Here is a 24,706-nt window from a genome sequence, read left to right on the forward strand (position 1 = left end):
CCTTGGCGGCGGGTCCGCCTCGGGGCGACCGGCGGCCGGTCCGCTGCGGGCGGCCGGTGGGCGCACCCGCCTCCGGGCGGTTCGACGCCGCCCGCGACCTGCGGAGCTGCCGATGCGGATCGGGCCGCCGTCGCCCCGCGTCGGGCGCGCGTCGCGCCGACTGCTGCGCCTGCTCGTCGCGCTGACGCTGCTGACGACGGCGTACGGCTGCCGAGCCGTGGTGACGCCGCCGGGCGCGCCTACCCCGTGGCCGCCCGGCCAGGCCCGGCACTGGCGCTGGCAGTGGCAGCTCACCGGCCCGCTCGACACCACGGTCGAGGCGGACGTGTTTCTGCTCGACCCGGTGCGTACCACGAGCACCGAGACCGCGGCGCTGCGCGGCCGGGACCGCCGGCTGGTCTGCCAGGTCGGCGTCGGCGCGTACGCGCGGACCGACCCGGACGCCGACCGGTACCCGCCGGAGGTCGGCGGCGCGGCCGGCCGGTCGCCCGGCACCCGGTGGGTGGACGTGCGGCGGTGGGACGTGCTGGAGCCCATCCTGGCCGACCGGCTGCGGCTGTGCCGGGGCAAGGGCTTCGGGGCGGTGGCCCTCGCCGACGCCGACGGCTACGCCCACCCCACCGGCTTCGACCTGGACTTCGACGACCAGCTGCGGTTCAACCGGCGGGCCGCCGCCCTGGCCCGCTCACTGGAGTTGTCCCCCGGCCTGCTCGGGGACGTGCCGCAGGTGACCGCCCTCGCGCCGGACTTCGACTTCGCCGTCAACGAGGAGTGCGTCCGGCTGCGCCAGTGCGCGAAGCTGCTGCCGTTCGCGGACGCCAGCAAGCCGGTGTTCCACGTCGAATACACGGGCGACCCGGACGAGTTCTGCGTGACCACCCTCGGCTACGGCTTCGCCTCCATCCAGAAGCGGCGCGAGCTGGACGCGTGGCGGGACGCCTGCCCGGACGCCCCGCCGGCCCCGGCGCGGGGCGGGACCGGCGGCCCCTGAGCGGGTCAGCCCCGCAGCGCGGCCCGGGGCCGGGGCTGGCAGCGGGGGCAGCTGTACGAGGAGCGGTTCATGAACGCCTCCCGGCGCAGCGGCGCGCCGCACCGCGGGCACGGCTCGCCCTCCCGCCCGTACGCGTTGAGCGCCCGGTCGAAATAGCCGCTCTCGCCGTTGACGTTGACGTAGAGGGCGTCGAAGCTGGTGCCGCCCTCTTTGATCGCCTCGCCGAGGACGTCCCGGACGTGGCCGAGCAGCCGCTGCGCGACGGGCGCGGTCAGCTGGTCGGTGGGCCGGGCCCCGTGCAGCTTCGCCCGCCACAGCGCCTCGTCGGCGTAGATGTTGCCGACGCCGGAGACGAGGGTCTGGTCGAGCAGCGCCCGCTTCACCTCCGTGCGCCGCCGGCGCAGGGCGGCGACGAAGGCGCTGTCGGAGAACTCCGGGTCCATCGGGTCCCGGGCGATGTGCGCGATCTCGGGCGGCAGCTCGGCCCCGCCGGAGGAGACCGCCAGCCCGCCGAACGTGCGCTGGTCCACGAAGCGCAGCTCGGGCCCGTCGTCGGCGAACCGGAACCGGACCCGCAGGTGCAGCTCGTCGGCCGCCGTCGCCGGCTGGAGCAGGAGCTGACCGGACATGCCGAGGTGGCCGACGATCGCGTCTCCGCTGTCCAGCGGCAGCCACAGATACTTGCCGCGCCGCCGCACGTCAAGCACCGTCCGCCCGGCGAGCACGTCGGCGAAGTGCGCCGGCCCGGCCAGGTGCCGGCGCACCGCCCGGGGATGGCGCACCTCGACGCCGACGATCCGGCGGCCGGTGACCCACTGGGCCAGGCCCTGCCGGACGGTCTCGACCTCGGGCAGCTCAGGCACGGTTCGCCTCGCCGGCCGCCGGGGCGTCGGCGGGCCTGCCGGTCGGGGCGTCCGCGGGCTCACCGTCGGCGGCGACCAGCGCCGACGCGCCCACGGCGCCCGCCGCGTCGACCTCGACGACGCCCACGACGTCCGTGCCGTTGACCGCGCCCGGCTCGACGGGCCCGTCCGACGCCTCGGCGGCGGCCCGCTCCCGTTGTGCCGCCTCGGCCCGGTCCCGTTCGGCCTGCTCGGCCCGGTCCCGTTCGGCCTGGGCTGCCCGGTCCCGTTCGGCCTGGGCGGTCAGCTCCCGCCAGGCCGACTCGGCGGCCCGCTGCTCGGCCTCCTTCTTGCTGCGCCCCTCCGCCCCGCCGTACCGGTTGCCGGCGACCACCACCCAGGCGGTGAACGTCTTGAGGTGGTCCGGCCCGGTGCCCTCGATGCGGTATTCGGGCACGCCCAGCCCGAGGGCGGCCGTCAGCTCCTGGAGGCTCGTCTTCCAGTCCAGCGCGGCACCCCGCCCGGCCGACTCGGCCATCAGCGGGTCGAACAGCCGGTGGATCACGATCGCGGCGGTGTCCAGCCCGTACTGGAGGTAGATCGCGCCGAGCAGGGCCTCCAGGGTGTCGGCGAGGATGCTCGCCTTGTCCCGGCCGCCGGTGCTCTCCTCGCCCTTGCCCAGCAGCAGGTACGCGCCGAGCCCGTCCGGGCCCAGGCCCCGTGCCACGTCCGCGAGCGCCCGCATGTTGACCACACTCGCCCGCAGCTTGGCGAGCTGGCCCTCCGGCAGGTCGGGATGGTTGTGGAACAACGCGGTCGTGATCACCACGCCGAGGACCGAGTCGCCGAGGAACTCCAGCCGCTCGTTGGTGGGCAGGCCGCCGTTCTCGTACGCGTACGAGCGGTGGGTCAGCGCCCGCTCCAGCAGCTCCGCGTCCAGCGAGACCCCGAAGGCGGCCTCCAGGTGACCGATGGGCGCACGCCGCCGCTTGTCGATGGTCATGATGCGGTTACCTCTCGGTTCACGACCGGGCGGCGCGCGCCGGGCGCACCCGCCGGTGCCGGCGCGCCGACGCGGCCGGTCGGGACGGTACGGGCGGTCACAGGCTCACCTCGGTGTCGGTGGTGCGCTCGGTGTGGTCACCGGGCTGCGCGGAGGTCTCCGGGGCCACCCCGGCCGGGCCGGCGCCGCCGGGGACGCCGAGCAGCACGGAGACGGTGTCGGTGGCCCGCCGACGCCACAGGTGGGCGGCCAGGGCGATGCCGGAGGCGACGTCCTGGCCGCGGGCCGCGCCGTGGCAGACCACCACCGTGCCGGCCACCCCGAGCAGGGCGGCGGCCCGGGGGGCACCGCCGCCGGGCGGGGGCCCGCCGGCCATCGCGTACGCGCCCTCGATCGCCTTCAGCAGCACGTTGCCGGTGAACCCGTCGGTGACCACCACGTCGGCGCGCAGGCCGGAGGCGATGTCGTACCCCTCGACGAGGCCGACGTAGCGCGCGGCGCAGGGCAGCGGCGCGGCGGCGAGCGCCGGGTCGGCGCTGCGGCGCAGCCGGTCCCCCTTGCCCGCCTCGGTGCCCACCGACAGCAGCCCGACGCGCGGCTCGACCACGCCGTGCGCGACGGCCGCGTAGGCCGCGCCGAGCACGGCGTGCCGCGCGAGGGTGGCGGGGCCCGGCTCCAGGGAGCCGCCGACGTCGAGCAGCACCACCGGTCCGGCGACCGCCGGCAGGGTCGCGACCAGGGCCGGCCGGCGCACGTGCGGCCACCGGCCGAGGCCGAGCGCCGCCGCGGTGACGGTCGCGCCGGTGGAGCCGGCGGAGACCATCGCGTCGGCGAGGCCGTCGCGGACGGCGGTGGCCGCCGTGCGTACGGTGCTGTCGGCGCGGGCGGCGACCGGATTCTCGGCCATGCCGACGGCGGCGCGCACCGGCCGGACCGTGACCCGGGCGCGTTGCGCCGGATCGAGCGCACCGATCAGCTCGTCGGCCACCTCGGCGGGGCCGACGAGCAGAAGGTGCAGGTCCGGGTCGGCGCGCATGGCCCGCAGAGCGCCGTCAACCACGACGGCGGGAGCATCGTCCCCGCCGAGGAGGTCAACGGCGATCCGCGCGGTGCCCGGCTCCAGCGGGACACCGGCCGGAACGGGCCGGCCGGCGACGGCGGGAGCCGGGGCACCGGGCGATCGCCAGGATGCGCGCGCCACCCGACCGGGGGTCGGGGGCGTCACTCGGCGTCCAGGTCAGACCTCGAGAACCTGGCGGCCGTTGTACGTGCCACAGACGGAGCACGCGGCGTGCGGCAGCTTCGGGGACTTGCACTGCGGGCAGGCGGTGGTCGCCACCACGGTCGCCTTCCAGTTCGCCCGGCGGGACCGGGTGTTGCTGCGCGACATCTTGCGCTTCGGGACGGCCACGGTTCCTACTCCTCTGTACGGTTCAGTTGCGACAGGCCCGCCCAACGCGGGTCGATCTGCTCGTGACTGTGGTCGGCCGGCAGATCGTCCCAGTGCACCCCGCACTCGGGGCACAACCCTGGGCAGTCCTCCCGGCAGAGCGGGTTGGTCGGCAGCATGAGCACCACCGCGTCCCGCAGCGCCGGCTCCAGGTCGATCAGATCGTCCTGCATCCGGCCCACCTCGTCCTCGTCGGTCGTGGCGTCCGTGGTGCTGTTCTCGTACGCGTACAGCTCCTGGACGGGCACGGCCACCGAGTCGTCGATCTCACGCAGGCAACGCCCGCACTCGCCCTTGACGCGACCGCTCACGGTCCCGGAGACGAGCACCCCCTCGGACACCGACTCCAGCCTCAGGTCGAGGTCGAGGTCCGCGCCCTCCGGCACGCCGATCAACTCCACGCCGAGGTCCTTCGGTGCCGGGACGACCCGCCGGAGCGTACGCAACGCGCCAGGGCGACGCGGCAGGTCCCTCGTGTCGAGGACCAGCGGCGCCTTGGGGTTGAGTGATGAAGGCGAGTGTTTGGGCATAGTCAGACTCCGGCCGGTGAGAGGCCGACAAAAAAGGTTACCTGGACGACCGCCGGACCGTCGAACCGGGGGCGACGCCCGCCCCGCCTGTCGGCTGCTGAGGTGCCGCTCAGAAGGGTAACGGGCGCTCCGCCTCGTCCCCACCGAAGGTGCCGATCTCGCGCAGCGCGTGCATCTTGTCCCGCCCGCGCTCGATGGAGGCCAGCGCCCGGGTGAGGAACTGCTCGAAGTTGGCCAGCGCGGTGTCGACGTAGTCGTCGACCTCCTCGCGCAGCCGCTGCGCCTCGGCGCGGGCCTCGGCGATGATCCGGGCGCCCTCGTGCTCGGCCGAGACCGTGATCTCGTTCACCGACACCAGGCGGGCGTGTTCCGCCTCACCCTCGCTGATGATCCGGTCGGCCTCCCGCTTGCCGGCCTCCATGATCTTGTCCCGCTCCCCCAGCAGGGCCGCCGCCCGGCGCAGGTCGGCGGGAAGGTCGGCGCGCAGCTCGTCGAGCGCGGCGATCATCTCGCCCCGGTCGACCATGCAGTTGTTCCGCGACATCGGGACGGAGCGGGCCTGCTCCACCATGGCGATCAGTTCGTCGATGCGGTCGAGCGGGTCCACCGGTACCTCACTCCTGTCGTCGTCGGCCGACCTACATGATGCGGGCTACGGCCGGGTTCCCGCTCGAACCATCATGTCGCGCCCCGGCCACCGCCCGCCGATCCACCCCGCCCGGCGCGTCGTGTCGCGGCCGGTCAGGGCGCCGTGTCGCGGCCGGGCGGGGTCTTCACACCCCGCCGTCCAGGTCGTCGGCCGCCGGCCGAACCGGTCGTCACGCCCCGCCGGTCAGGTCGTCGGCCGCCGGTCGGGCCGGGGTCGTCGCCCCGCCGGTCAGGGGCGCGGCGGCGGGCCGAGCCGGACCTGGAGGGCCTCGCGGACCAGGTCGGGGACGTGGGCGGAGACGTCGCCGCCCCACTTCGCCACGTCCTTGACCAGGCTGGAGGAGAGGAAGGAGTAGAGCGGGTTGGTCGGCATGAACAGCGTCTCGACGCCGGCCAGGCCGATGTTCATCTGGGCCATCTGCAGCTCGTAGTCGAAGTCGCTGACCGCCCGCAGGCCCTTGATCAGGACGCTGGCCCGCTGGGCCCGGCAGAAGTCGACCAGCAGGCCCCGGAAGGACGCGACCCGCACGTTGTCGTACGAGGAGGTGACCTCGCGGAGCATCTCGATCCGCTCCTCGACGGTGAACAGGCCGCTCTTGGACTGGTTGACCAGCACGCCGACGATCACCTCGTCGAAGAGCCGGGCGGCCCGCCCGATGATGTCGAGGTGTCCATTGGTGACCGGGTCGAAAGAGCCGGGACACACCGCACGTCTCATGATCGGCGACCGTACCAAAGGGTGGTCTCGCCGTAACGGCGGCTGCGCTCGGCAGTGACGCCCTCCACCCAGCCGACCGGGCCACTCCGGCTGGAGCGCTCCACCACCACGAGGGCGTCCGCCGCCAGCCAGCCGCCGTCGACCAGCGCGGCCAGCATCGCGGTGACGTCGGCATCGGGTACGGCGTACGGGGGGTCGGCGAAGACCACGTCGTACGGCCCGCCGTCCGGGCCGGCCGCCAGCACGGTGGCGACCTTGCCGGTGACCAGCCGCGCGGCCGGGGCGGCCCGCAGCGCGGCGATGTTCTCCCGCACCACGCGGGCGGCGCGCGGGTCGGACTCGACCAGCAGGACGTGCGCCGCCCCCCGGGACAGCGCCTCCAGGCCGACGGCGCCCGATCCGGCGTACAGGTCCGCGAAGCGCGCCCCGGCCAGGTCGACGTCGGCCTGCACGGCGCTGAACAGCGCCTCCCGGACCCGGTCGGAGGTGGGCCGGGTTCCGGCGCCGGGCGGCGCGGCGATGCGCCGGCCGCCGAGCGTCCCGGCGACGATCCGGGTCACCGACTGCTCCTGCTCATGCCCCGACGCTACGCGACGCCGGCGCCGGGGCGGGCGGCACCGTGTGTACCACCAGCGTCCCGATGTGATCACGTTTCGTATATCAATGATCTCAAATTGATAACATCACCCTTAGGGCTATCTGAGCGCTGTAACGGTCGGCGCGTTCTCGCTAGGGTCTGCCGGGTGCCGGCTGCGCTCCGCCGGCCCACCCGGCGCCGGGAGGCGTCGTCGCGGGCGCGCCTCACCGGCCGCGACCGCTGACCGCCGTTGCCCGCGCCGCGCCCTGACGTTTCTTCACCCCGGGAGTACGCGTGATCCGTCCCAAGCTGTCGCCACGGCGGCCGCTCGTCGTGGCCGCCGCCGCCCTGGCCGGCCTCGCCACGGCGTTCGCGGCCTCGTCGCCGGCCCTGGCGACCAGCCCTTCGCCGTCGGCGTCGGCGACCGCCACGGCGTCGCCCAGTCCGACCGTCACGCCGACCTCGCCCGCCCCGGAGGGGCCGGCCTGCGTCAGCGCGGCCGACGCCCGCTACACGCACACCTTCAAGGGCAAGCGCGGCGAGGCCAGCATCACGCTGGTCAACGGCCCGCTCTGCGAGGGCCAGGAGCAGTCCTTCGCGCTGGTGTCCTACGTCGCCCCGTCGGCGAAGGTCGCCTTCCCCCAGTACGTGCTGGACAAGTCGGTCAAGAAGTTCACCGGCGTCGGCGCGGGCGAGCTGGGCGTGGCCACCCTCGACTTCAAGGTCGAGGTTCCGCAGTGCTACACCCAGGTCGACTTCGTCTTCGGTGACGAGATCATCGACCCGCTCACCGACAACGGCTCGCGGTACGGCCACCGCAAGGTCGGCAGCCCCAAGGCCCCCGGCTCCCAGTCGACGGGCAAGCCCCAGGAGGCCTGGTACAACGGCGGTTCCGAGACCTGCAGCCCCGCCCCCGAGGTCATCGCCGAGTCCGACTGCGAGGGCAACGTCGAGCTGACCCTGGTCAACCGCAGCGGCAACGCGGCGGCGGCGTTCACCATCACCGGCAGCGGCGGCTACACCGAGACCGTCTCCGTGCCGATGCGCAAGATCGAGACCCGCAAGCTGAACCCCGGCCAGGCGCAGGAACTCAAGGTCACCGCCCCCGGCATGGAGGACTTCACCGGCGGCTGGGCCAAGCCCGAGGACTGCCAGGAGCCCGAGGTCGGCGAGCCCGACGGCGGCTACGAGTCGACCTGCGACGAGCTGATCTTCCGGATCGCCAACCCGGAGAACGGCGCGACCCTCACCTCGACCTTCACCCCGAGCACCGGCGAGCCGAAGACCGTCACGGTCGAGGCCGGCCGCGACGTCACCGTCACCTTCCCGGCGAGCCCGGGCCTGACCGTGACCGTCACCGGTGACCTCGCCTCCGGCGAGGCGATCAAGTGGGAGCAGCCGAAGGACTGCGAGGACGGCGAGGAGGGCGGCTCCGGCGGCGGCGACCAGGAGGGTGGCCTCCCCGTGACCGGCGCGGCGGCCGGCGGCATCGCCGCCGGCGCGGTGGCCCTGCTCGCGGTCGGCGCGGTGCTCTTCGTGATGGCCCGTCGTCGGCGGATCCGCTTCACCGCCTGATCGGGCCACGGCCTGAACTGATCTGACGCACCTGCGAGGGCGCGTCGACCACCCGGTCGGCGCGCCCTCGCCGTGTGTCTGGTGACGGTCGGCGGGTGGCGGGTGCCTCGCGTCTCGATCGCGGATCGCGGGCTGTCATGTCGGCGACATGGCGGTATCCGGGCCCCGCTGATACCGCCATGTCGCCGACATGGAGTCGATCATCGGCCTGGGACCAACGCGAAGTCAGCCCTTTTCCAGGTACTCCGCGCGTTCGGCGTCGACCAGGGCGGCCACCGAGGCGGCCAGCGCCGGATGGCGGGCCAGCTCCGGATCGTCCTCCACCAGCGCGATCGCCTCGGCGCGGGCGTCGCGGATCAGGTCGGTGTCGCGCAGCAGGGACAGCAGCCGCAGGTGCGAGCGCCGGCCGGACTGGGTCGCCCCGAGCACGTCGCCCTCGCGGCGCTGCTCCAGGTCGAGCTCGGCGAGCTTGAAGCCGTCCGTGGTGGACGCCACCGCGTCGAGGCGTTCCCGGGCCGACGAGCCCTCGGCCGCCTCGGTGACCAGCAGGCAGAGCCCCGCCGCCGAGCCCCGACCCACCCGGCCGCGCAGCTGGTGCAGCTGGGAGACGCCGAACCGGTCGGCGTCCAGCACGATCATCACGGTGGCGTTGGGGACGTTGACGCCGACCTCGATGACGGTCGTGGCGACCAGCACGTCCAGCTCGCCGTCGGCGAAGGCGCGCATCACGGCGTCCTTCTCGTCGGCGGGCAGCCGCCCGTGCAGGATCCCGATCCGCAGCCCGTGCAGCGGCCCCTCGGCGAGCAGCGGGGCGACCTCGGTCACCGCGAGCGGGGGCCGCCGGCCGTTGTCGTCCTCCCGGGGCGGCTCCTCCTCCGACCCGGACCCCGAGCCACCCGACCCCGCATCCCCGATCCGGGGGCACACCACGTACGCCTGGTGGCCGGCGGCGACCTCCTCGCGCACCCGGCGCCAGGCCCGGTCGAGGAACGCCGGTTTCTCGGCGGCCGGCACCACGTGCGACGCGATCGGCGAGCGCCCCTGCGGGAGCTGGGTGAGCGCGGAGACCTCCAGGTCGCCGTAGACGGTCATCGCCACGGTGCGCGGGATCGGCGTCGCGGTCATCACCAGCACGTGCGGCGGCTGCTCCGCCTTGGCGCGCAACGCGTCGCGCTGCTCCACGCCGAACCGGTGCTGCTCGTCGACCACGACGAGGCCCAGGTCGGCGAAGTCGACGCCCTCGTAGAGCAGGGCGTGGGTGCCGAGCACGATGCCGGCCCGGCCGGCGGCGACCTCGGCGAGGGCCCGGCGGCGGGCCGCCGCGCCCAGCGAGCCGGTGACCAGCTCCACCGAGGTGGCCCCGTCGGCGGCGCCCAGCTCCCCCGCCCGGGCGAGCGGGCCGAGCAGGTCGAGGATGCCCCGGTGGTGCTGGGCGGCGAGCACCTCGGTCGGGGCGAGCAGGGCGGCCTGGCCCCCGGCGTCGACCACCTGGAGCATCGCCCGCAGCGCCACCACCGTCTTGCCGGAGCCGACCTCGCCCTGCAACAGGCGGTGCATCGGGTGGGCGGTGGACAGGTCGGCGGCGATCTCCGCGCCGACGGCCCGCTGGCCGCCGGTCAGCTCGTACGGCAGCCGGGCGTCGAACGCGTCGAGCAGCCCGCCGGGGCGCGGCGGCCGGGATCGGGCCGGCCAGGCGGCGGCCCGGTGCTTGCGCTGCACGAGGGTGAGCTGCACGGCGAACGCCTCGTCCCACTTGAGCCGGCGGCGGGCCCGGTAGAGGGCCTCCTTGCTCGACGGCCGGTGGATCTCGCGCAGGGCGGTGCCGAGGTCGATCAGGTTGCGGGTGGCCCGGACGGTGGCGGGCTGCGGGTCCTCCGGCGGGGTGAAGGTGTCCAGCACCACGCGCACGCAGCGGGCGATCACCCAGGTCGGCACCGCCGCGGCGGCCGGGTAGACCGGGATCAGGGCCCCGGCGAACTCCTCGACCTCCTCGTTGGCGGCGGCCTCGCCGTCGCCGCCCTCGCCGAGCAGCACGTATTCCGGGCCGTTGAGCTGGCGCTTGCCCCGGAACTCGGTGACCTTGCCGGCGAACAGCCCCCACCGGCCGGGGCGCAGCTCCCGCTCCCGCCACGCCTGGTTGCCGAAGAAGGTGCAGGTGAGCACCCCGCCGGAGTCGTCGCCGACGGTGACCTCCAGCAGCTTGCCCCGGCGCTGGCGCATCGGCCGCACGTCGGTGCGCCGCACCTGGGCCAGCACGGTGACCTGCTCGCCGACGTCGAGCGACCGGATGTCGGTGTGTTCGCCGCGCTCGTCGTAGCGGCGGGGGAAGTGGTGGACCAGGTCGCCGGCGGTGTGCAGGTCGAGGTGGGCGGCCAGGGCCTTGGCCGTCTTCTCCCCGACCAGCTTCTTCAGCGGCGTGTCGACCGTGGCCGGCTCGGACGTCGTCGTCATTCGACCCCCACCAGGAGCGGATAGTGCGGCTGGCCCCCCGCGTAGGCCTGGACCTCCACGAACGGCCAGCGCCGCGCGACGTGCTCGGCGACGGCGTCGGCCAGCCCCTCGGGGGCGTCCGCGCCGGAGAGCAGGGTGACCAGCTCCCCGCCGCCGCCGAGCATGCGGTCGACCACGGCGGTGCAGGTGTCGGCGAGGTCGGCCCCGATCAGGTGCACCTCGCCCTCGACGAGGGCCAGCACGTCGCCGGGGCGGCACGGGCCGGCGACGGTGAGCGCCTCGCGGCTGGCCCAGCAGACCTCGGCGTAGCGGCACGCCCCCGCCGCCTCGGCCATCGCGATCACGTCGTCGGCGAAGCGGCGCTGCGGGTCGCGCACGGCGAGCGCGGCCAGCGCCTGCACCGGCGACCGGGTCGGCACCACGCTGACCCGCACCCCCAGCGCGTGTGCCTCCCGCGCGGCGGCGTTGGCGACGGCCTGGGTGTTCGGGTCGTTGGGCAGCACCACCACCCGGGCCGCGGCCGTGGCGCGGATCGCGTCGAGCAACTCGCCGGTGGACGGGTTGCCCGGCACCACCGTCGCCCCCTCGCCCGTGAACAGCTCGGCGATGCCCGCCCCCGAGGCGACCACCACTGCCGCCCGGCCGTCGCCCGCCGGTGCCGCCGTGCCGTGCGCCGCGACGGCGTCGGCCGAAGCGGCGGGCGGCTGGTCGGCGAAGCGGGTCACCGAGATCCGGTGCGGCCGGCCGGCCTCCACCCCCGCCTCGACCGCCGCGCCGACGTCGTTGACGTGCACGTGCACGTTCCAGGTGGCCGACGCCGCGTCGGTGGCCCCGTCGCCGACCACGACCAGCGAGTCGCCGAGCCCGGCGAGGGTCTGCCGCATCCGGGCCACCGCGTCGGCCTCGGCGTCGAGCAGGAACTGCACCTCGTACGCGTAGTCCGTCGAGCCGGTCTCGCGGGCGGCCGTGGCCGGCGGGCGGACCGGGCGGGGCGCGGGGGCGGGCCGGCGCGGGCTCTCGCCCGTCACCACCTCGACCAGCGCGTCGAGCAGCAGGCAGAGCCCCCGGCCGCCGGCGTCGACCACGCCCGCGCGGGCGAGCGCCGGCAACTGTTCTGGCGTGCGGGCCAGCGCCTCGGCCGCCGCGCCGGCCGCCACCCGGGCGACGGTGGGCAGGTCGTCGCTGTCGGCCGAGCCGGCCGCGCGGGCCGCCGCCGCGACCACGCTGAGCACGGTGCCCTCGACGGGCTGGGCGACGGCGGAGTAGGCGGCGGCGGTGGCGTCGCCCAGCGCGGCGGCGAGCTGCCGGCCCCGCACCGCCGGGGCGGCGGCCAGGGTGTCGGCGAGGCCGCGCAGGATCTGCGACAGGATGACCCCGGAGTTGCCCCGGGCGCCCAGCAGCGCGCCGCGCGCCATCAGCCGCAGCGCGTGCCCGTGCGCGGTGGACCCGCCGTCGGGCAGGGTGGCCAGGTCCATCGCGAGCGCCTGCTGGGCCGAGGTGAGGGTGAGCACCAGGTTGGTGCCGGTGTCGCCGTCGGGGACCGGGTAGACGTTGAGGTCGTCGATCTCGCCCTGGTGCCGGCGCAGCGCGGCCAGCCCGCCCGCGCACCAGCGGCGCACCGCGGCGGCGTCGAGGGTGTCCAGCACGTCGGGAAGCCTACTGGCGCGCACCGACACCCGCCGGGGGCGACGCCACGATGTCGGCGACCTGGCGGGCGGCATCGCGGCGACCGGCGCCGGAAGTGCCCCCGCCCCGGCGTCACCAGGGGCCCGGTTGGGCGGCGACGGGGGGATCGGGTAACCTGGCCAGGTTGCCCGGGCTGCGCCTGGCGGCGACCTCATGAACGTATCAATCCCAGGAGTATCCCGTGGCTAGCGTGTGCGACGTCTGTGGCAAGGGGCCGGGCTTCGGCCACAACGTGTCCCACTCGCACCGGCGGACCAACCGCCGCTGGAACCCGAACATCCAGTCGGTGCGCACCCCGGCCGGTGGCGGCACCACCAAGAAGTTGAAGGTCTGCACCTCCTGCATCAAGGCCGGCAAGGTCACCCGCGCCTGACGCGGTAGCGCCGACCCACCCATCGTCGACAAGCCGGCGGGCCCGAGGGCCCGCCGGCTTGTGGCGTCCGCGTACGCAGCACGGAGGCACCGTTGGACCTGGACCTGGGCCCCGCCGAGATGATCGTCGTCGGGGCCTCGCTGGGCACCCTGCGTTGGTTCGACGAGGAACTGCCGGCGGGCAGCGTGGTCGTCGTCGAGGAGCCCGACGTGATCAGCCGGCGTGGCATCGACGAGCTGGTCGGGCGGCTGTCCGTCCTGGCCCGGGTCGTGCCGGCCGAATACCAGACGGGCTTCGACGCGGACGCGCTGCTGGCCCGCGAGCCCGATCTGGCCAGGGCCCGCCTCGTCATGCCGGGCCTGGAGTACGCCGTGGGCGCCGCCGCCCGCCTCGCCGCCCGCCTCGGCCTGCCCGGTGCCGGGGCGGAGGCCGCCGACGTCTTCTCCGACAAGCACCGGATGCGGCTGCTCGCCGCCGACGCCGGGCTGCCGAACCCGGCGTACGAGCTGGTGGGCGGGCCGGCGGAGGCGGTCGAGTTCGCGCGCCGGCACGGCGGCCGCTGCGTGCTCAAGCCGACCCGGCGCTCGGGCAGTCTCGGGGTGCGGCTGGTCGCCGACCCGGCCGAGATCCCGGCCGCCTGGGCGGCCACCGCGGCCCCCGAGGCCCCGCCGGAGGCCACCGACCGGGGGCTGCCCACGCAGGTCCTCGCCGAGCAGGTGCTCGACGGCCGGGAGCACAGCGTCGAGCTGCTCGTCGCCGACGGCGAGGTGATCTTCGGCAACGTCACCGACAAGCGGGTGCTGCCCGGTCCCCTGCCGGTCGAGACGGGGCACACCGTCCCGTCGGCGCTGCCCGGGGCGGTCCGCCGCGACCTGCTCGACGCGGCGGGGCGGCTGTGCGCCGCCGCCGGGTTCCGCACCGGGGTGCTGCACAGCGAGTGGATCGTCGTCGGCCCGCGCCCCGGCACCGAGCCGGCCGAGGCGGGCGGCGTGCCACACCTGGTGGAGTGCGCCGCCCGGCTGCCCGGTGACATGATCACCGCGCTGATCTCGATCGGCTACGAGTTCGGCTTCATCGACGCGTACCTGCGGGTGTTGCGCGGCGAGCGGCCGGCGCTGCCGACCCGGCCGACCGGGGCGGCGGCGGTGGAGTTCCTGCTCGCCGACCCGGGCACCGTCACCGGCGTCGAGGGGCTGCGGCCGGCCCGCCGGGTGCCCGGGGTGCTGGAGGTGCAGCTCGACACCGCCGTCGGCGCGACCGTCGCGCCGGTCACGTCGTCGGGCCGGCGCAGCGGGCACGTGCTGGCCTGGGGCGTCGACCCGGCCGAGGCCGAGCGGGCCGCCCGCGCCGCCGCGGCCGAGATCCGCGTCACCGTCGCCTGACGGGCCGCCGCCGCGCAGCCGCCCAGCCGACCAGGGCACGGGCCGCCGCCGCGCAGCCACCCCGACGAACAGGGCACGGGCCGGCCAGGGCGCGGGCCGGCCAGGGCGCGGCGGGCAGCGGCTCGGTCAGAGGGTGCGGCCGAAGGAGAGGCAGCCCGGGTGGTCCCGGTAGAAGCCGAAGTTCGGGATGCGCTCGTAGCCGGCCGCGCTGTACATGGTGATCGCCTCGGGCTGCTTGTCGCCGCACTCCAGGACGAGCTGCTTGCGCCCGTGCTCGCGGGCGGACCGCTCGACGGCGGCGAGCACCGCCCGGGCCACGCCCCGGCCCCGCGCCTGCGGGCTGGTGTACATGCGCTTCAGCTCGGCGGTCTCCCCGTCGTCGCCGTGGCTGCGCCAGCCCCCGCACCCGACCGGCTCGCCGGCGAGGTAGGCCACCAGGAACGCGCCGTGCGGCGGCACGAACTCGGCGGCGTCGACCGGGGTGTCGTCGCCGCTGCCCCCGTACCGCCGGCCCAGGTCCGCCAGGGCGGCCCGGATGAGCTCCTGGGCCTCCGGGGAGTCGAAGCGGGCCGCGCGGATCTCGATCTCGCTCACGGGGGAAAGGGTACGTCGCCGGCCGGTCCCCTACCGGAAGTGGTCCCAGCCGGCCGGGCCGTCGTACGCCTCGCCGTCGACGGTCACGCCGGTGCCCTCCGTCACCCGGCCGACGATCCGCCACGGGTCGGGCAGCGCCACCGCCGGGGGGAACGTGGCCGCCAGCGCGTGGTCGTCGCCGCCGGCGAGGATCCAGGAGTACGGGTCGACCCCCAGCGCCTGGGCGGCGTCGCGCATCTGCCGGGGCACCTCGAAGGCGTCCCGCCGCACGTCGATGCCGACCCCGCTGGCGCGGGCCACGTGCCCGAGGTCGGCCAGCAGCCCGTCCGAGACGTCGATCATGGCGGTGGCCCCGAGCCGGGCGGCGTGCGGCCCGGCCGCGTACGGCACCTCGGGCCGCCGGTACGCCTCGACCAGGAGCTTCGGCGTGCGGAAGCCCCGGGACAGCACGGTGTAGCCGGCGGCGGCGTACCCGCTGCGGCCGGCGAGCGCCACGACGTGCCCCGGGCGGGCCCCCGAGCGGACGACCGGGGACCGGCCGCCCAGGTCGCCCAGGGCGGTGACGGCGATCGTGAGCGTGGGGCTCGCCGACATGTCGCCGCCGACCACGCTCGCGCCCACGGTGGCGGCCTCGGCCCCGAGCCCGTCGGCCAGTTCCTCGGCCCAGGCCGGGTCGAGGTCCGCCGGCATGCACAGGGCCACCAGCAGGGCGGTCGGGGTGGCACCCATCGCCGCGATGTCGGCCAGGTTGGCCGCCGCCGCCCGGTGCCCGACGTCGCGGGCGGCGGACCAGTCCCGGCGGAAGTGCCGCCCCTCGACGAGCACGTCGGTGGAGGCGACCACCCGGGCGTCCGGCGCGGCCAGCACCGCCCCGTCGTCGCCGGGCCCGAGCAGGCAGGACGCCCCCTGGGGCAGCCGGGCGGTGACCCGGTCGATCAACCCGAACTCGCCGATTCCGGTCACGCTCATGCCCGCTCCCCGCCGCGCCCGTGCCCACCGTGGACCCGGGACGGCCCCGCGCCCCGGCTGCCGTGAACCCGGGATCGTTTGGCGTCCCGCCCGCCGTGGCCGCGGGATCGTCCCGCGCCCCGCCCGCCGTCGCGCCCGTCGCGCTCGCTCACCGCTTCTCCTTGGCCACCGATAGGGATCAGACCTGGTCCGTAAGGTAGTTTCACCCTTCGGGCCGCCCAGCGGCGGCGACGGACGGAGGTCGAGTCGTGGTACAGGCGTACATCCTCATCCAGACAGAGGTGGGTCGGGCGCGTGACGTGGCCGGCCTGATCGGCGACCTTCCCGGCGTGGTGCGGGTCGACGCCGTCACCGGGCCGTACGACGTGGTCGTGCTCACCGAGGCCAACACGGTCGACGAGCTCGGCAAGCTCATCGTCAGCAACGTGCAGATGGTGCCCGGCATCACCCGCACCCTCACGTGTTCGGTGGTGCGCCTGTAAGTGGACGAGATCACTTCCTCCTCCGAGTCCCCCGCCGGGGCGGGCACGAGCGACGACGCCGGCGCGCCGCGCCGGGACCGGGCCAACCGCAACGCGGCGCTGCTGGCCACGCTGGTCGCGGTGCCGGTCACCGTGGCCGTGGCCGGGTTCACCTTCGCCAAGCTGACCCCGGACGCCCCGGCCGCCGAGCCGGGCCCGGCGGCGACCAGCGCCGGGCCGCGGTCCACCGCGCCGGTCGAGATGGCCGCCCCCCGGCTGGCCGAGCGGCCCGCCACGGTGTGCCGCGCGCTGACGTCGCAGCTCCCGCCGACCGTGCGCGACCTGGCCCAGCGGCCGGTCACCGCCGGCCCCGAGCAGAACGCCGCGTACGGCGACCCGGCGCTCACCATCGCCTGCGGCGGCGCCGAGCCGGAGCCGGGCGACACCGACGACATCTGGGTCGTCAACAAGGTCTGCTGGTACGCGGCCGAGGGCCCGGACGCGACGGTGCTCACCACGCTGGACCGGGAGACGGCGGTGCGGGTGACCGTGCCCCGCACGTACGGGGCGGCCCTGCAGTGGGTCAGCCCCATCTCCGACGTGGTGATCGCCTCGGTGCCCTCGGGCGGCGACGCCCCCGGCGGCTGCACCGGCTGACCGGCAGCTCCCGCCGGCTGGCCGGTCCTCACCGGCTGCGGCGGCTGACCGGCCACCGCCGTCGGCTGCGCCTGCCGGTCGCCCCGGCGGCTGCGCGCGTTCAGTGCAGGCCGACGCCGCGCCGCTGGGCGGTGCGGATCAGTCGGTTGACCAGCTTCGGATACTCCAGCCCGGAGGCGGCCCACATCAGCGGGAACATCGACGTCGGGGTGAAGCCGGGCATCGTGTTGATCTCGTTGAGGTAGACGTCCAGGTCCGGGGTGACGAAGAAGTCGACCCGGGCCAGCCCGGCGCAGTCCAGGGCGGCGAACGCCCGGACGGCGTAGTCCTGGACCTGCCGGGTGACGTGGTCGGGCAGGGTGGCCGGCAGGTCGTACTCGGGCTCGGAGAGATATTTCGCCTCGAAGTCGTACCAGTCGTGGTCGCCGCCGGCCCGCACCTCGGCCAGGACGGACGCCTCCGCGCCGCCCCCGGCCTCGCCCTCCAGCACGCCGCACTCGACCTCCCGGCCGACGATCGCGCCCTCGACCAGCACCTTCGGGTCGATCTCCCGGGCCGTGGCGACGGCGGCCTCCAGGTCGGCCCAGTCGTCGACCTTCGTGATGCCGAACGAAGAGCCGGCCCGGGACGGCTTGACGAAGACGGGCAGCCCGAGCCGCTGCTTGTCCTCCTCGGACAGGGTGACCCCGCTGCGCAGCACCGCGTACGGGCCGACGGGGATGCCCTCGGCGGCGCAGAGCTTCTTGGTGAACTCCTTGTCCATCGCGGCGGCGGAGGCGAAGACGTTCGCCCCGACGTAGGGGATGCCGGCCATCTCCAGCATGCCCTGGATGGTGCCGTCCTCGCCGTACGCGCCGTGCAGCACGGGGAAGACCACGTCGACGTCGGCGAGCACCCGGGGCCCCTCGGCGGGGTCGAGCACCAGCAGCCCGTTGCCGGTGGGGTCGGCCCGCAGCACGAGGTCGGCGCCGGCCTCGGCGGTGATCTCCGGCAGCCGCCGGGCGCTGATCGCCAGCTGGGCCGGGTCGCCGCTGGTCAGCACCCACTTACCCGCGCGGGTGATGCCCACGGGGACCACCTCGAACTCGTCCGGGTCGAGCGCGCTGAGCACGCTGCCGGCGCTGACGCAGGAGATGCCGTGCTCGGGGCTGCGGCCGCCGAAGACGAGGGCCACACGGGTCTTGCCTGGGGTGGTCACTCGGTCACCCTTTCGTTCGCGACTGCGAGGCTCGTGGTGCTCGCCGGTGGCGCTCACCCGGATGACCTTACTGTGCGTGGCCGGACAACGGAGTTGATACCCGGGGAGAAGCGGCAGCACCGCGCAACCGGTCAACAGTGCATATACGCTGCGTAATCACGCCACGGCGGACAGCGGCTCCCGGGCGGGCGGCGGGCGACGCGTCAGAGGCCGTAGCGGCGGCCGACGGCGATCACCTTCACCCGCTGCCGCCCGGCCCGCACCATGCCCAGCGCCATGAACGCGCCGGCGATCCGGTCGGCCGCCTCCCGGCTACTCGCCCCGACGACCTGCCGTCTCCGCTCGGGGGCCTGCCGCTCGTCGCGGCGCACGTCGTCCACCGGGCGGACGTCGGTGAGCACCACCAGGAACCGGGTCACCGCCGGCCTCCCGCAGCGCCCCACGCCGCCCGGCCGGGCGACCCTTCCGGCTCCGCGGTGGTCGCCGCCAACCCGCCGGAGCGGTCCCGGCAGACGTACGCCAGGTGGGCGTGGATCCACGCGTCGTCGTTGTCGCGCAGCACGGGGTGTGCGCACCAGCGGCACCGCGACACCCGGGGCCAGCAGGCGGTCACCGTCATCCGAGTCCCTTCCGGTGCGTCCCGGGTGGCGGCACGCGGCGATCGGGTACGGGGGAGAAAACCCGATCGCCACGCGCCCCATCCCCTCCGGTCACTCACCACCGCCGTCGCCACGACAACCGGCAGTGAGGAACTGGTCACAGGTTGACATGTGGACTGGCGTGAATGCAACTCTCATCGCCGTTCTCTCATGTGCACACTCCCGGCCATGTATGTCACCATCGACGCATGGCACCGAAGACGGCCCGGGCCCGACGGCTCGGCATCGCGCTGCGTACGCACCGGGAGGCGGCCGGCCTCACCCTCGAAGCCGCCGCCGACGAGATCAACAGCACCCGGAGCACCCTGTCCCGGTACGAGAACGCCCAGACGCTGATCAGCCCCGCCACGGTGCGCGCCCTGCTCACCCTCTACGGGGTGGGCGCCGACGAGCTCGCCGCCGCCGTCCAGCTCGCCAAGGACGCCCGCAAGCCCGGCTGGTGGGTGTCCTATTCGTACCTGCTGGACCGGCGGACCATCGACTTCATCGCGCTCGAGGCCGAGGCCACCGGCATCGCCAACTTCGAGCCGTCGGTGGTGCCCGGCCTGCTCCAGACCGCGGACTACATCCGGGGGGTGATGCGGGGCGGCCCGCACACCCTCAGCGACGAGCAGGTCGAGCAGCGGGTCCACCTGCGACTCGACCGGCAGCAGCGGATCACCGGTGACGATCCGGCGATCCTCGACGCGATCATCGACGAGGGCGCCCTGCTGCGCCCCGTGGGCGGCCAGGCCGTGATGGAGGCGCAGCTGCACCACCTGCTGAAGATGGCCGAGCTGCCCAACATCACGGTCCAGGTGATCCCCCTGTCCGCCGGCTACCACCGGGGCACCCGGGGTTCGCTGCACATCCTGGAGTTCCCCGACCCGGAGGACCCGCACATCGCGTCGGTGGAAACGGTCGCCGGCCAGATGGTCCTCGACCGGCCCGGTGACCTGCGTACCTGCACCAAGATCATGGAGCACCTGCGGACGGTCGCACTCAGCCCTGCGGCCACCCGGGACCAGCTCCTCCGACTCCTGAAAGGACGGTAGAACATGACCCCGACGACGAGCGCGGCCCTCGCCACGGCGCGATGGCGCAAGAGCAGCCGCAGCGGCGACGAGGGAGCCTGCGTGGAGATGGCGGTCGTACCCGGCGCGGTGGCCGTCCGCGACTCGAAGGACCCGACGGGCCCGGCGCTGCTCTTCCCGCCGACCGCGTGGGCCGCGTTCGCCGCCGCGCCGCCCCTCACCTCCCGGCGCCCCTGACCGCCGCGCGGGCCGGCCGGGGGGTCCCGTCCCGGCCGGCCCGCGCGGCCACCGTCGTGGTCCACCCGCCGTCCGGTCCGCACCGCCGGCCGGCGGGTGGGCCACCACCTCGTTCCGGCCCGCCGGCACCCCGCCCGAGCCGGAGCACCGGGGCGCGGTCCGCCGAGGTCAGCCGGGCCGGCGGGCGGTCACCGCGGTCGCGTCCAGCTCCTCGTCGTACGCCACGGACGGCGTCAACCCGAGGTCGGCCAGCGCGGCGCACAGCGCCTCGACCTGCCCGGCGCCGGCCTCCACGGCCAGGTGCCCGCCCGGTGCCAGCCAGTGCACCGCCCCCCGCGCCACCCGGCGCAGCACGGCCAGCCCGTCCGACCCGCCGTCGAGCGCCACCGGCGCCTCGTGCAACCGCGCCTCGGGCGGCATGAGCGCCACCGCCTCCGTCGGCACGTACGGGGCGTTGGCCACGATCAGGTCGAGCCGGCCCCGCCATTCGGTCGGCACCGGCTCGTACAGGTCGCCCTGGTAGACGGGCACGCCGAGGTGGGCGAGGTTGCGCCGGGCGCACGCCACGGCGGCCGGGTCGAGGTCCGCGGCGGCCAGCCAGCGGGGACGCAGCCGCCCGGCGAGCACCAGCGCCGCGGCACCGGACCCGCAGCACAGGTCCAGCACGGCCGCGCCGGGCCCGGTGACCGCCGCGGCGGCCGACACCAGCAACGCGGTACGCGCCCGCGGCACGAACACGCCCGGGTCGACGCCGACCCGCAGGCCGCAGAACTCGGCCCAGCCGAGCAGGTGCTCCAGCGGCAGGCCGGCGACCCGCCGCTCGACCAGGTCGGCGAGCCGCTCGGGAGTGTCGGCGGCGGCGGCGAGCAGCTCCGCCTCCTCCTCGGCGAAGACGCAGCCGGCGGCGCGCAGCCGCGACACGAGCGCGTCCGTGGACTGAGCGTGAGAAGGGGACCCTTCTCTACCGTATGCGTTAACAGGGGGCCCTTCCTTGCAGGGCGGCGGTGACGTCGGCGACCAGGTCGGCGGTGTCCTCCACGCCGCAGGAGAGCCGGACGAACCCGGGCGGCGTGTCGTCGCCCCACTGCGCCCGCCGGTCGGCGGTGGTGTGCAGCCCACCGAACGACGTGGCGGCGGCCACCAGCCGGGACGCGGTGAGGAAACGGGCCACCCGCTCGGCGTCACCGAGGTCGAACGACAGCACCCCGGGCATCCGACGCAGCTGGGCCGACGCCAGCGCGTACGCCGGGTCGCCCGGCAGCCCCGGCCAGCGCACGCCGGTGACGTCGGGGCGGCCGGCAAGCAGCCGGGCGAGCGCCTCGGCGTTGGCGCTCTGCCGGGCCAGCCGCAGGTCCAGCGTGGCCAGGGAGCGGTGCGCCAGCCACGCGTCGAACGCCCCCGGCACCGCCCCGGTCATGGTGCGCCAGGCGGTGACCGGGTCGAGCAGCCCGGCGGAACGGGTCGCCACGTACCCGAGCAGCAGGTCGGAGTGGCCGGTCAGGGCCTTCGTGCCGGAGGCGACGACCACGTCGGCGCCGAGGTCAAGCGGGCGCTGGCCGAGCGGGGTGGCCGTGGTGTTGTCCACCGCCACCAGGGCCCCGGCGGCGTGCGCGGCGGCGGCCAGGGCCGGCACGTCGGCGACGTCCAGGCCGGGGTTGGCCGGCGACTCCAGCAGCACCAGCCGCACCCCGGCGAACGACGGGTACGGCCCGGCGGTCGGCGCGAACAGCACCCGCACGCCGATCCCGGCGAGGGTGTCGGTGGCGAACGCCCGCACCGGGAAGTAGCCGTCGGCGGGGAGCACCACCGTGTCGCCGGGGCGCAGCACGGCCAGCAGCAGGCCGGTGATCGCCGCCTGCCCGCTGGCGAAGACGCGCACGTCGCCGCCCTCCAGCTCGCCGATGGCCGCCTCCAGCAGCCGCCGGGTCGGGTTGTCGGGGCGGCCGTACCCGTTCGGCGTCGCCGCCGGGCCCTGCCGTGGGTCGAGGTGGTAGGGCGCGGCGAAGACCGGGCCGGGCAGGAACGGCTGCCCCGGGGCTGGCTCGGGCAGCCCGGCCCGCACGCACCGGGTGCCGTCGCCGTCGGCGCTGTCGGTGCCGATGCGTTCGCCGTCGGTGCCTTCGCCGTCGGTGCCGGGGGTCGTCACGCGGGCCGCCTCACTCGTACGACTCGGGCTTGGCGGTGCGGCTCATCAGCGCATCGACGGCGAGCCGGGGGTCCATCCCCTCGTGGCAGATCCGCTCGATCTGCTCGGTGATCGGCATCTCCACCCCGTGGGCGCGGGCCAGGTCCCGGATCGCCAGGCAGCTCTTCACGCCCTCGGCGGTCTGCCGGGTGGCCGCCTGGGCCTGCTCCAGGGTCTCGCCCCGGCCCAGGTGCTCGCCGAAGGTGCGGTTACGGGCCAGCGGCGACGAGCAGGACGCCACGAGGTCGCCCATCCCGGCCAGGCCGGCGAAGGTGATCGGGTCCGCGCCGAGCGCCACCCCGAGGCGGGCGGTCTCGGCGAGCCCCCGGGTCATCAGCATCGCCCGGGTGTTGTCGCCGAAGCCCATCGCGGTGGCGATCCCGTACGCGAGGGCGATCACATTCTTCACGGCCCCGCCCAGCTCGCAGCCGATCACGTCGTCGTTGGTGTACGGCCGGAAGTACGGCGTGCGGATCGACGCCTGGACGAGCTGGGCGCGGCGGTCGTCGGTGCCGGCGACCACGGTGGCGGCGGGCTGCTCGGCGGCGATCTCGGGGGCGAGGTTGGGGCCGGAGACGACGACCACCCGGTCCGGGGTGACCCGGGCGGTCTCCACGATCACCTCGCTCATCCGCTTGGTGGTGCCCAGCTCGATGCCCTTCATCAGGGACACCAGGGTCGCGTCCGGGTGCAGGTCGCCGACCCATTCGGCGAGGTTGCCGCGCAGCGTCTGCGACGGCACCGCGAGCACCACGATCTCCGCGCCCCGGATCGCCTCGGCGGCGCTGCCGGTGCCGGTGACCCGGTCGGGCAGCCGCAGGTCGGGGAGGTATTCCGGGTTGTGCCGGCGCAGCCGGATCGCCTCGGCCACCGGCTGCCGCCGGGCCCAGATCGTCACGTCCCGGCCGGCATCGGCAAGGATCTTGGCGAAGGCGGTCCCCCACGACCCGGCCCCCAGCACCGCCACGTGGCCGGTCACGCCGCGTCCTCCCGCCCCCGCGTCGGGCGGGCGGCCCCGGCGGCCCGCGCCGGTCGTTCCCACAGCGGCGGCGGCGTCCCGCCCCGGATCTCGGCGAGCTGGTCGCGCAGGCGCAGCATGATGGTGTCGGTCATCTCTTCCAGGGTGGCCTTGGTGGGCGTGGAGCCGGCCCACCGGCTCAGGTCGACGGGCGGCCCGGCGACGACGGTCACCGGGATGCGGGGCCGCAGGCCCAGCCGGTTGTTGCGGGGGTCGAAGAGCCGCTCCGGACCCCACATGGCGACCGGGATCACCGGCGCGCCGGTGGCCAGCGCCAGCCGGGCGGCCCCGGTCTTGCCCCTCATCGGCCACAGGTCGGGTTCCCGCGTGGTGGTGCCCTCCGGGTAGATCACCACCGCGCCGCCCTCGCGCAGGGCGGCGACGAGGGCGTCCAGGGACTTGACGGCGTCGACCGTGCCGCGCTCGACGGGGATCTGGAGGCAGCGGTGCAGGATCCAGCCCACCACCGGCACCCGGAAGACGCTGGCCTTGCCGAGGAACCTCGGCCAGCGCCCGGCGTCGTAGACGAAGTGCGCGGAGACCAGCGGGTCGGCGTGCGAGAGGTGGTTGGGGACGATGATGATGCCGCCGTCGTGGCGCAGGTGCTCCATGCCCCGCCAGGTGCGCCGGGTCCAGACCGTCATGACGGGCTTGACCAGCACCACGGCGAACCGTTGCCAGAACCCCAGCCTGCGCCGCGTCACCCTGCCTCCTCGTAGCCCCGACCCCACGCCGCACCCGCCCGTGCCGCCCGCAGCGAAATCATGCCTGCTCGCCCCCGGTACGGCCAGTGAGGGTACCGCCGGGGTGACTGGCAGGATTGTGCCGTGCGGCAGCGGACCTGGACTGTGGTGGTGCCGGTGAAGCGCCTCGGCGTGGCGAAGAGCCGGCTGCGGGGGGCGCTGCCGGGCGTACCCCACGAGGAGTTGGCGCTGGCCCTGGCGGCCGACACGGTCGCCGCGGTGCGGGCGTGCCCGGCGGTCGCCGGGGTGGTGGTCGTCACCCGCGACGCCCGCGTGGCGGCGGCCGTCCGCGCGGCCGGCGTGCGGGTCGTGCCGGACCCGCCGGACGCCGGCCTGAACGCGGCCTTCCGGCTCGGCGCGGCGGTCGCGGCCGCCGGCGGCGGGTGGGTGGCCGGGCTCACAGCGGATCTGCCGGCGCTGCGCCCGGCCGAACTGACCGCCGCGCTGCGCGCGATCGCCGCCGGCCCGCCGGGGGTACGCCGGTTCGTGGCCGACACCCCGGGGACCGGCACGGTGCTGCTCGCCGCGCCGCCCGGCGTGCCGCTGGACCCCCGGTTCGGGGTCGGCTCGGCCGCGGCGCACGAGGCGGGCGGGGCGCTGCCGCTGGCCGGCGACTGGCCCACCCTGCGTCGGGACGTCGACACCGCGGCCGACCTGGCCGCCGCCGCCCGGCTCGGGCCCGGGCCGCACACCGCCGCCCTCACCGGCGCGGGCTGAGCCCCCGCCGGCACCGGTGTACGGTGCTG

The 24,706-nt window shown here is 75.6% G+C and carries 27 protein-coding genes and 1 pseudogene; 9 read left to right on the forward strand and 19 right to left on the reverse strand.

Features of this window, described 5'->3' with window-relative positions:
- The first annotated feature begins 112 nt into the window (after positions 1-112).
- Complete coding sequence (locus ACVMYR_RS07475; protein WP_457121421.1) at positions 113-991, forward strand: endo alpha-1,4 polygalactosaminidase; 879 nt, start codon at positions 113-115, stop codon at positions 989-991.
- Positions 992-996: 5 nt separating this feature from the next.
- Here the strand turns inward: ACVMYR_RS07475 and mutM are convergent, their stop codons facing one another.
- The 8 genes and pseudogenes from mutM to rsmD form a co-directional block, all read right to left on the reverse strand.
- Positions 997-1,854, reverse strand: coding sequence for a bifunctional DNA-formamidopyrimidine glycosylase/DNA-(apurinic or apyrimidinic site) lyase (mutM, locus tag ACVMYR_RS07480; RefSeq protein WP_077936611.1), 858 nt, complete (start codon positions 1,852-1,854; stop codon positions 997-999).
- Between the two features lie 256 nt (positions 1,855-2,110).
- Positions 2,111-2,836 (reverse strand): annotated as a pseudogene (gene rnc, locus ACVMYR_RS07485) (ribonuclease III); the annotation flags it as partial.
- Positions 2,837-2,933: 97 nt separating this feature from the next.
- The gene (locus ACVMYR_RS07490) at positions 2,934-3,959 is read right to left on the reverse strand and encodes a phosphate acyltransferase PlsX (protein WP_077936622.1); all 1,026 of its coding nucleotides are present in this window, start codon (positions 3,957-3,959) and stop codon (positions 2,934-2,936) included.
- Positions 3,960-4,073: 114 nt separating this feature from the next.
- Complete coding sequence (gene rpmF, locus ACVMYR_RS07495) at positions 4,074-4,247, reverse strand: 50S ribosomal protein L32 (RefSeq protein WP_043962315.1); 174 nt, start codon at positions 4,245-4,247, stop codon at positions 4,074-4,076.
- Positions 4,248-4,252: 5 nt separating this feature from the next.
- Positions 4,253-4,816, reverse strand: coding sequence for a YceD family protein (locus ACVMYR_RS07500; RefSeq protein ID WP_043962314.1), 564 nt, complete (start codon positions 4,814-4,816; stop codon positions 4,253-4,255).
- A 109-nt stretch (positions 4,817-4,925) separates the two neighbouring features.
- Positions 4,926-5,423, reverse strand: coding sequence for an SPFH domain-containing protein (locus ACVMYR_RS07505; protein ID WP_043962313.1), 498 nt, complete (start codon positions 5,421-5,423; stop codon positions 4,926-4,928).
- 270 nt (positions 5,424-5,693) lie between these two features.
- Positions 5,694-6,182: a pantetheine-phosphate adenylyltransferase gene (gene coaD / locus ACVMYR_RS07510; RefSeq protein ID WP_043962312.1), complete on the reverse strand. Its 489-nt coding sequence runs from the start codon at positions 6,180-6,182 to the stop codon at positions 5,694-5,696.
- A complete protein-coding gene (rsmD, locus tag ACVMYR_RS07515; RefSeq protein ID WP_077936609.1) occupies positions 6,179-6,742 on the reverse strand; it encodes a 16S rRNA (guanine(966)-N(2))-methyltransferase RsmD in 564 nt (187 codons plus the stop codon). The genes coaD and rsmD overlap by 4 nt, the downstream gene beginning before the upstream one ends.
- Positions 6,743-7,053: 311 nt before the next feature.
- On the opposite strand from rsmD, the gene ACVMYR_RS07520 reads away from it, so the two are divergent.
- A complete protein-coding gene (locus ACVMYR_RS07520) occupies positions 7,054-8,334 on the forward strand; it encodes a hypothetical protein (protein WP_077936608.1) in 1,281 nt (426 codons plus the stop codon).
- A gap of 225 nt (positions 8,335-8,559) precedes the next feature.
- Here the strand turns inward: ACVMYR_RS07520 and recG are convergent, their stop codons facing one another.
- Together recG and ACVMYR_RS07530 are read right to left on the reverse strand one after the other, a co-directional pair.
- Positions 8,560-10,785: an ATP-dependent DNA helicase RecG gene (recG, locus tag ACVMYR_RS07525; RefSeq protein WP_077936607.1), complete on the reverse strand. Its 2,226-nt coding sequence runs from the start codon at positions 10,783-10,785 to the stop codon at positions 8,560-8,562.
- Positions 10,782-12,431 carry a DAK2 domain-containing protein gene (locus ACVMYR_RS07530; protein ID WP_457121422.1) on the reverse strand — a complete coding sequence of 550 codons (1,650 nt, stop codon included), beginning with the start codon at positions 12,429-12,431 and terminating at the stop codon, positions 10,782-10,784. The genes recG and ACVMYR_RS07530 overlap by 4 nt, the downstream gene beginning before the upstream one ends.
- Positions 12,432-12,652: 221 nt before the next feature.
- Between ACVMYR_RS07530 and rpmB the strand changes: the two genes are divergently transcribed.
- Positions 12,653-12,844 carry a 50S ribosomal protein L28 gene (rpmB, locus tag ACVMYR_RS07535; protein WP_007075181.1) on the forward strand — a complete coding sequence of 64 codons (192 nt, stop codon included), beginning with the start codon at positions 12,653-12,655 and terminating at the stop codon, positions 12,842-12,844.
- A 92-nt stretch (positions 12,845-12,936) separates the two neighbouring features.
- Entirely contained in the window at positions 12,937-14,226 is a 1,290-nt protein-coding gene (locus ACVMYR_RS07540) for an ATP-grasp domain-containing protein (protein ID WP_457121423.1), read from the forward strand.
- A 126-nt stretch (positions 14,227-14,352) separates the two neighbouring features.
- On the opposite strand, the gene ACVMYR_RS07545 is transcribed toward ACVMYR_RS07540, so the two are convergent.
- Together ACVMYR_RS07545 and ACVMYR_RS07550 are read right to left on the reverse strand one after the other, a co-directional pair.
- Positions 14,353-14,820, reverse strand: coding sequence for a GNAT family N-acetyltransferase (locus ACVMYR_RS07545; RefSeq protein WP_077936604.1), 468 nt, complete (start codon positions 14,818-14,820; stop codon positions 14,353-14,355).
- 30 nt (positions 14,821-14,850) lie between these two features.
- Entirely contained in the window at positions 14,851-15,789 is a 939-nt protein-coding gene (locus ACVMYR_RS07550; protein WP_457121424.1) for a thiamine-phosphate kinase, read from the reverse strand.
- A 248-nt stretch (positions 15,790-16,037) separates the two neighbouring features.
- On the opposite strand from ACVMYR_RS07550, the gene ACVMYR_RS07555 reads away from it, so the two are divergent.
- Positions 16,038-16,271, forward strand: a complete 234-nt coding sequence (locus ACVMYR_RS07555) for an Lrp/AsnC ligand binding domain-containing protein (protein WP_043962303.1) — start codon at positions 16,038-16,040, stop codon at positions 16,269-16,271.
- Positions 16,272-16,280: 9 nt separating this feature from the next.
- The gene (locus ACVMYR_RS07560) at positions 16,281-16,907 is read left to right on the forward strand and encodes a DUF3515 family protein (RefSeq protein WP_457121726.1); all 627 of its coding nucleotides are present in this window, start codon (positions 16,281-16,283) and stop codon (positions 16,905-16,907) included.
- 100 nt (positions 16,908-17,007) lie between these two features.
- Here the strand turns inward: ACVMYR_RS07560 and ACVMYR_RS07565 are convergent, their stop codons facing one another.
- The 3 genes from ACVMYR_RS07565 to ACVMYR_RS07575 all read right to left on the reverse strand — a co-directional run bounded on the left by ACVMYR_RS07565 (position 17,008) and on the right by ACVMYR_RS07575 (position 18,724).
- Positions 17,008-18,105, reverse strand: coding sequence for a D-alanine--D-alanine ligase family protein (locus ACVMYR_RS07565; RefSeq protein ID WP_077936601.1), 1,098 nt, complete (start codon positions 18,103-18,105; stop codon positions 17,008-17,010).
- Between the two features lie 203 nt (positions 18,106-18,308).
- Entirely contained in the window at positions 18,309-18,524 is a 216-nt protein-coding gene (locus tag ACVMYR_RS07570; protein WP_043962301.1) for a hypothetical protein, read from the reverse strand.
- Complete coding sequence (locus ACVMYR_RS07575) at positions 18,521-18,724, reverse strand: hypothetical protein (protein WP_043962300.1); 204 nt, start codon at positions 18,722-18,724, stop codon at positions 18,521-18,523. Before ACVMYR_RS07575 ends, ACVMYR_RS07570 begins: the two co-directional genes overlap by 4 nt.
- A gap of 228 nt (positions 18,725-18,952) precedes the next feature.
- Between ACVMYR_RS07575 and ACVMYR_RS07580 the strand changes: the two genes are divergently transcribed.
- Complete coding sequence (locus ACVMYR_RS07580) at positions 18,953-19,798, forward strand: helix-turn-helix domain-containing protein (RefSeq protein ID WP_043962299.1); 846 nt, start codon at positions 18,953-18,955, stop codon at positions 19,796-19,798.
- A gap of 3 nt (positions 19,799-19,801) precedes the next feature.
- Positions 19,802-20,014: a DUF397 domain-containing protein gene (locus tag ACVMYR_RS07585; protein WP_043962297.1), complete on the forward strand. Its 213-nt coding sequence runs from the start codon at positions 19,802-19,804 to the stop codon at positions 20,012-20,014.
- A gap of 168 nt (positions 20,015-20,182) precedes the next feature.
- On the opposite strand, the gene ACVMYR_RS07590 is transcribed toward ACVMYR_RS07585, so the two are convergent.
- From ACVMYR_RS07590 to ACVMYR_RS07605, 4 genes are read right to left on the reverse strand one after another with little or no spacing between them, the layout of a single operon-like run.
- Positions 20,183-20,935 carry a putative protein N(5)-glutamine methyltransferase gene (locus ACVMYR_RS07590; protein ID WP_077936600.1) on the reverse strand — a complete coding sequence of 251 codons (753 nt, stop codon included), beginning with the start codon at positions 20,933-20,935 and terminating at the stop codon, positions 20,183-20,185.
- A gap of 52 nt (positions 20,936-20,987) precedes the next feature.
- The gene (locus ACVMYR_RS07595; protein ID WP_077936621.1) at positions 20,988-22,115 is read right to left on the reverse strand and encodes a cystathionine gamma-lyase; all 1,128 of its coding nucleotides are present in this window, start codon (positions 22,113-22,115) and stop codon (positions 20,988-20,990) included.
- A 55-nt stretch (positions 22,116-22,170) separates the two neighbouring features.
- Positions 22,171-23,178: an NAD(P)H-dependent glycerol-3-phosphate dehydrogenase gene (locus ACVMYR_RS07600; protein ID WP_077936620.1), complete on the reverse strand. Its 1,008-nt coding sequence runs from the start codon at positions 23,176-23,178 to the stop codon at positions 22,171-22,173.
- A complete protein-coding gene (locus ACVMYR_RS07605) occupies positions 23,175-23,921 on the reverse strand; it encodes a lysophospholipid acyltransferase family protein (protein WP_043962296.1) in 747 nt (248 codons plus the stop codon). Before ACVMYR_RS07605 ends, ACVMYR_RS07600 begins: the two co-directional genes overlap by 4 nt.
- A gap of 123 nt (positions 23,922-24,044) precedes the next feature.
- Between ACVMYR_RS07605 and cofC the strand changes: the two genes are divergently transcribed.
- Positions 24,045-24,677 carry a 2-phospho-L-lactate guanylyltransferase gene (gene cofC, locus ACVMYR_RS07610; RefSeq protein WP_457121425.1) on the forward strand — a complete coding sequence of 211 codons (633 nt, stop codon included), beginning with the start codon at positions 24,045-24,047 and terminating at the stop codon, positions 24,675-24,677.
- Positions 24,678-24,706: the final 29 nt, after the last annotated feature.

This window comes from Micromonospora sp. PTRAS2, from assembly GCF_054052245.1.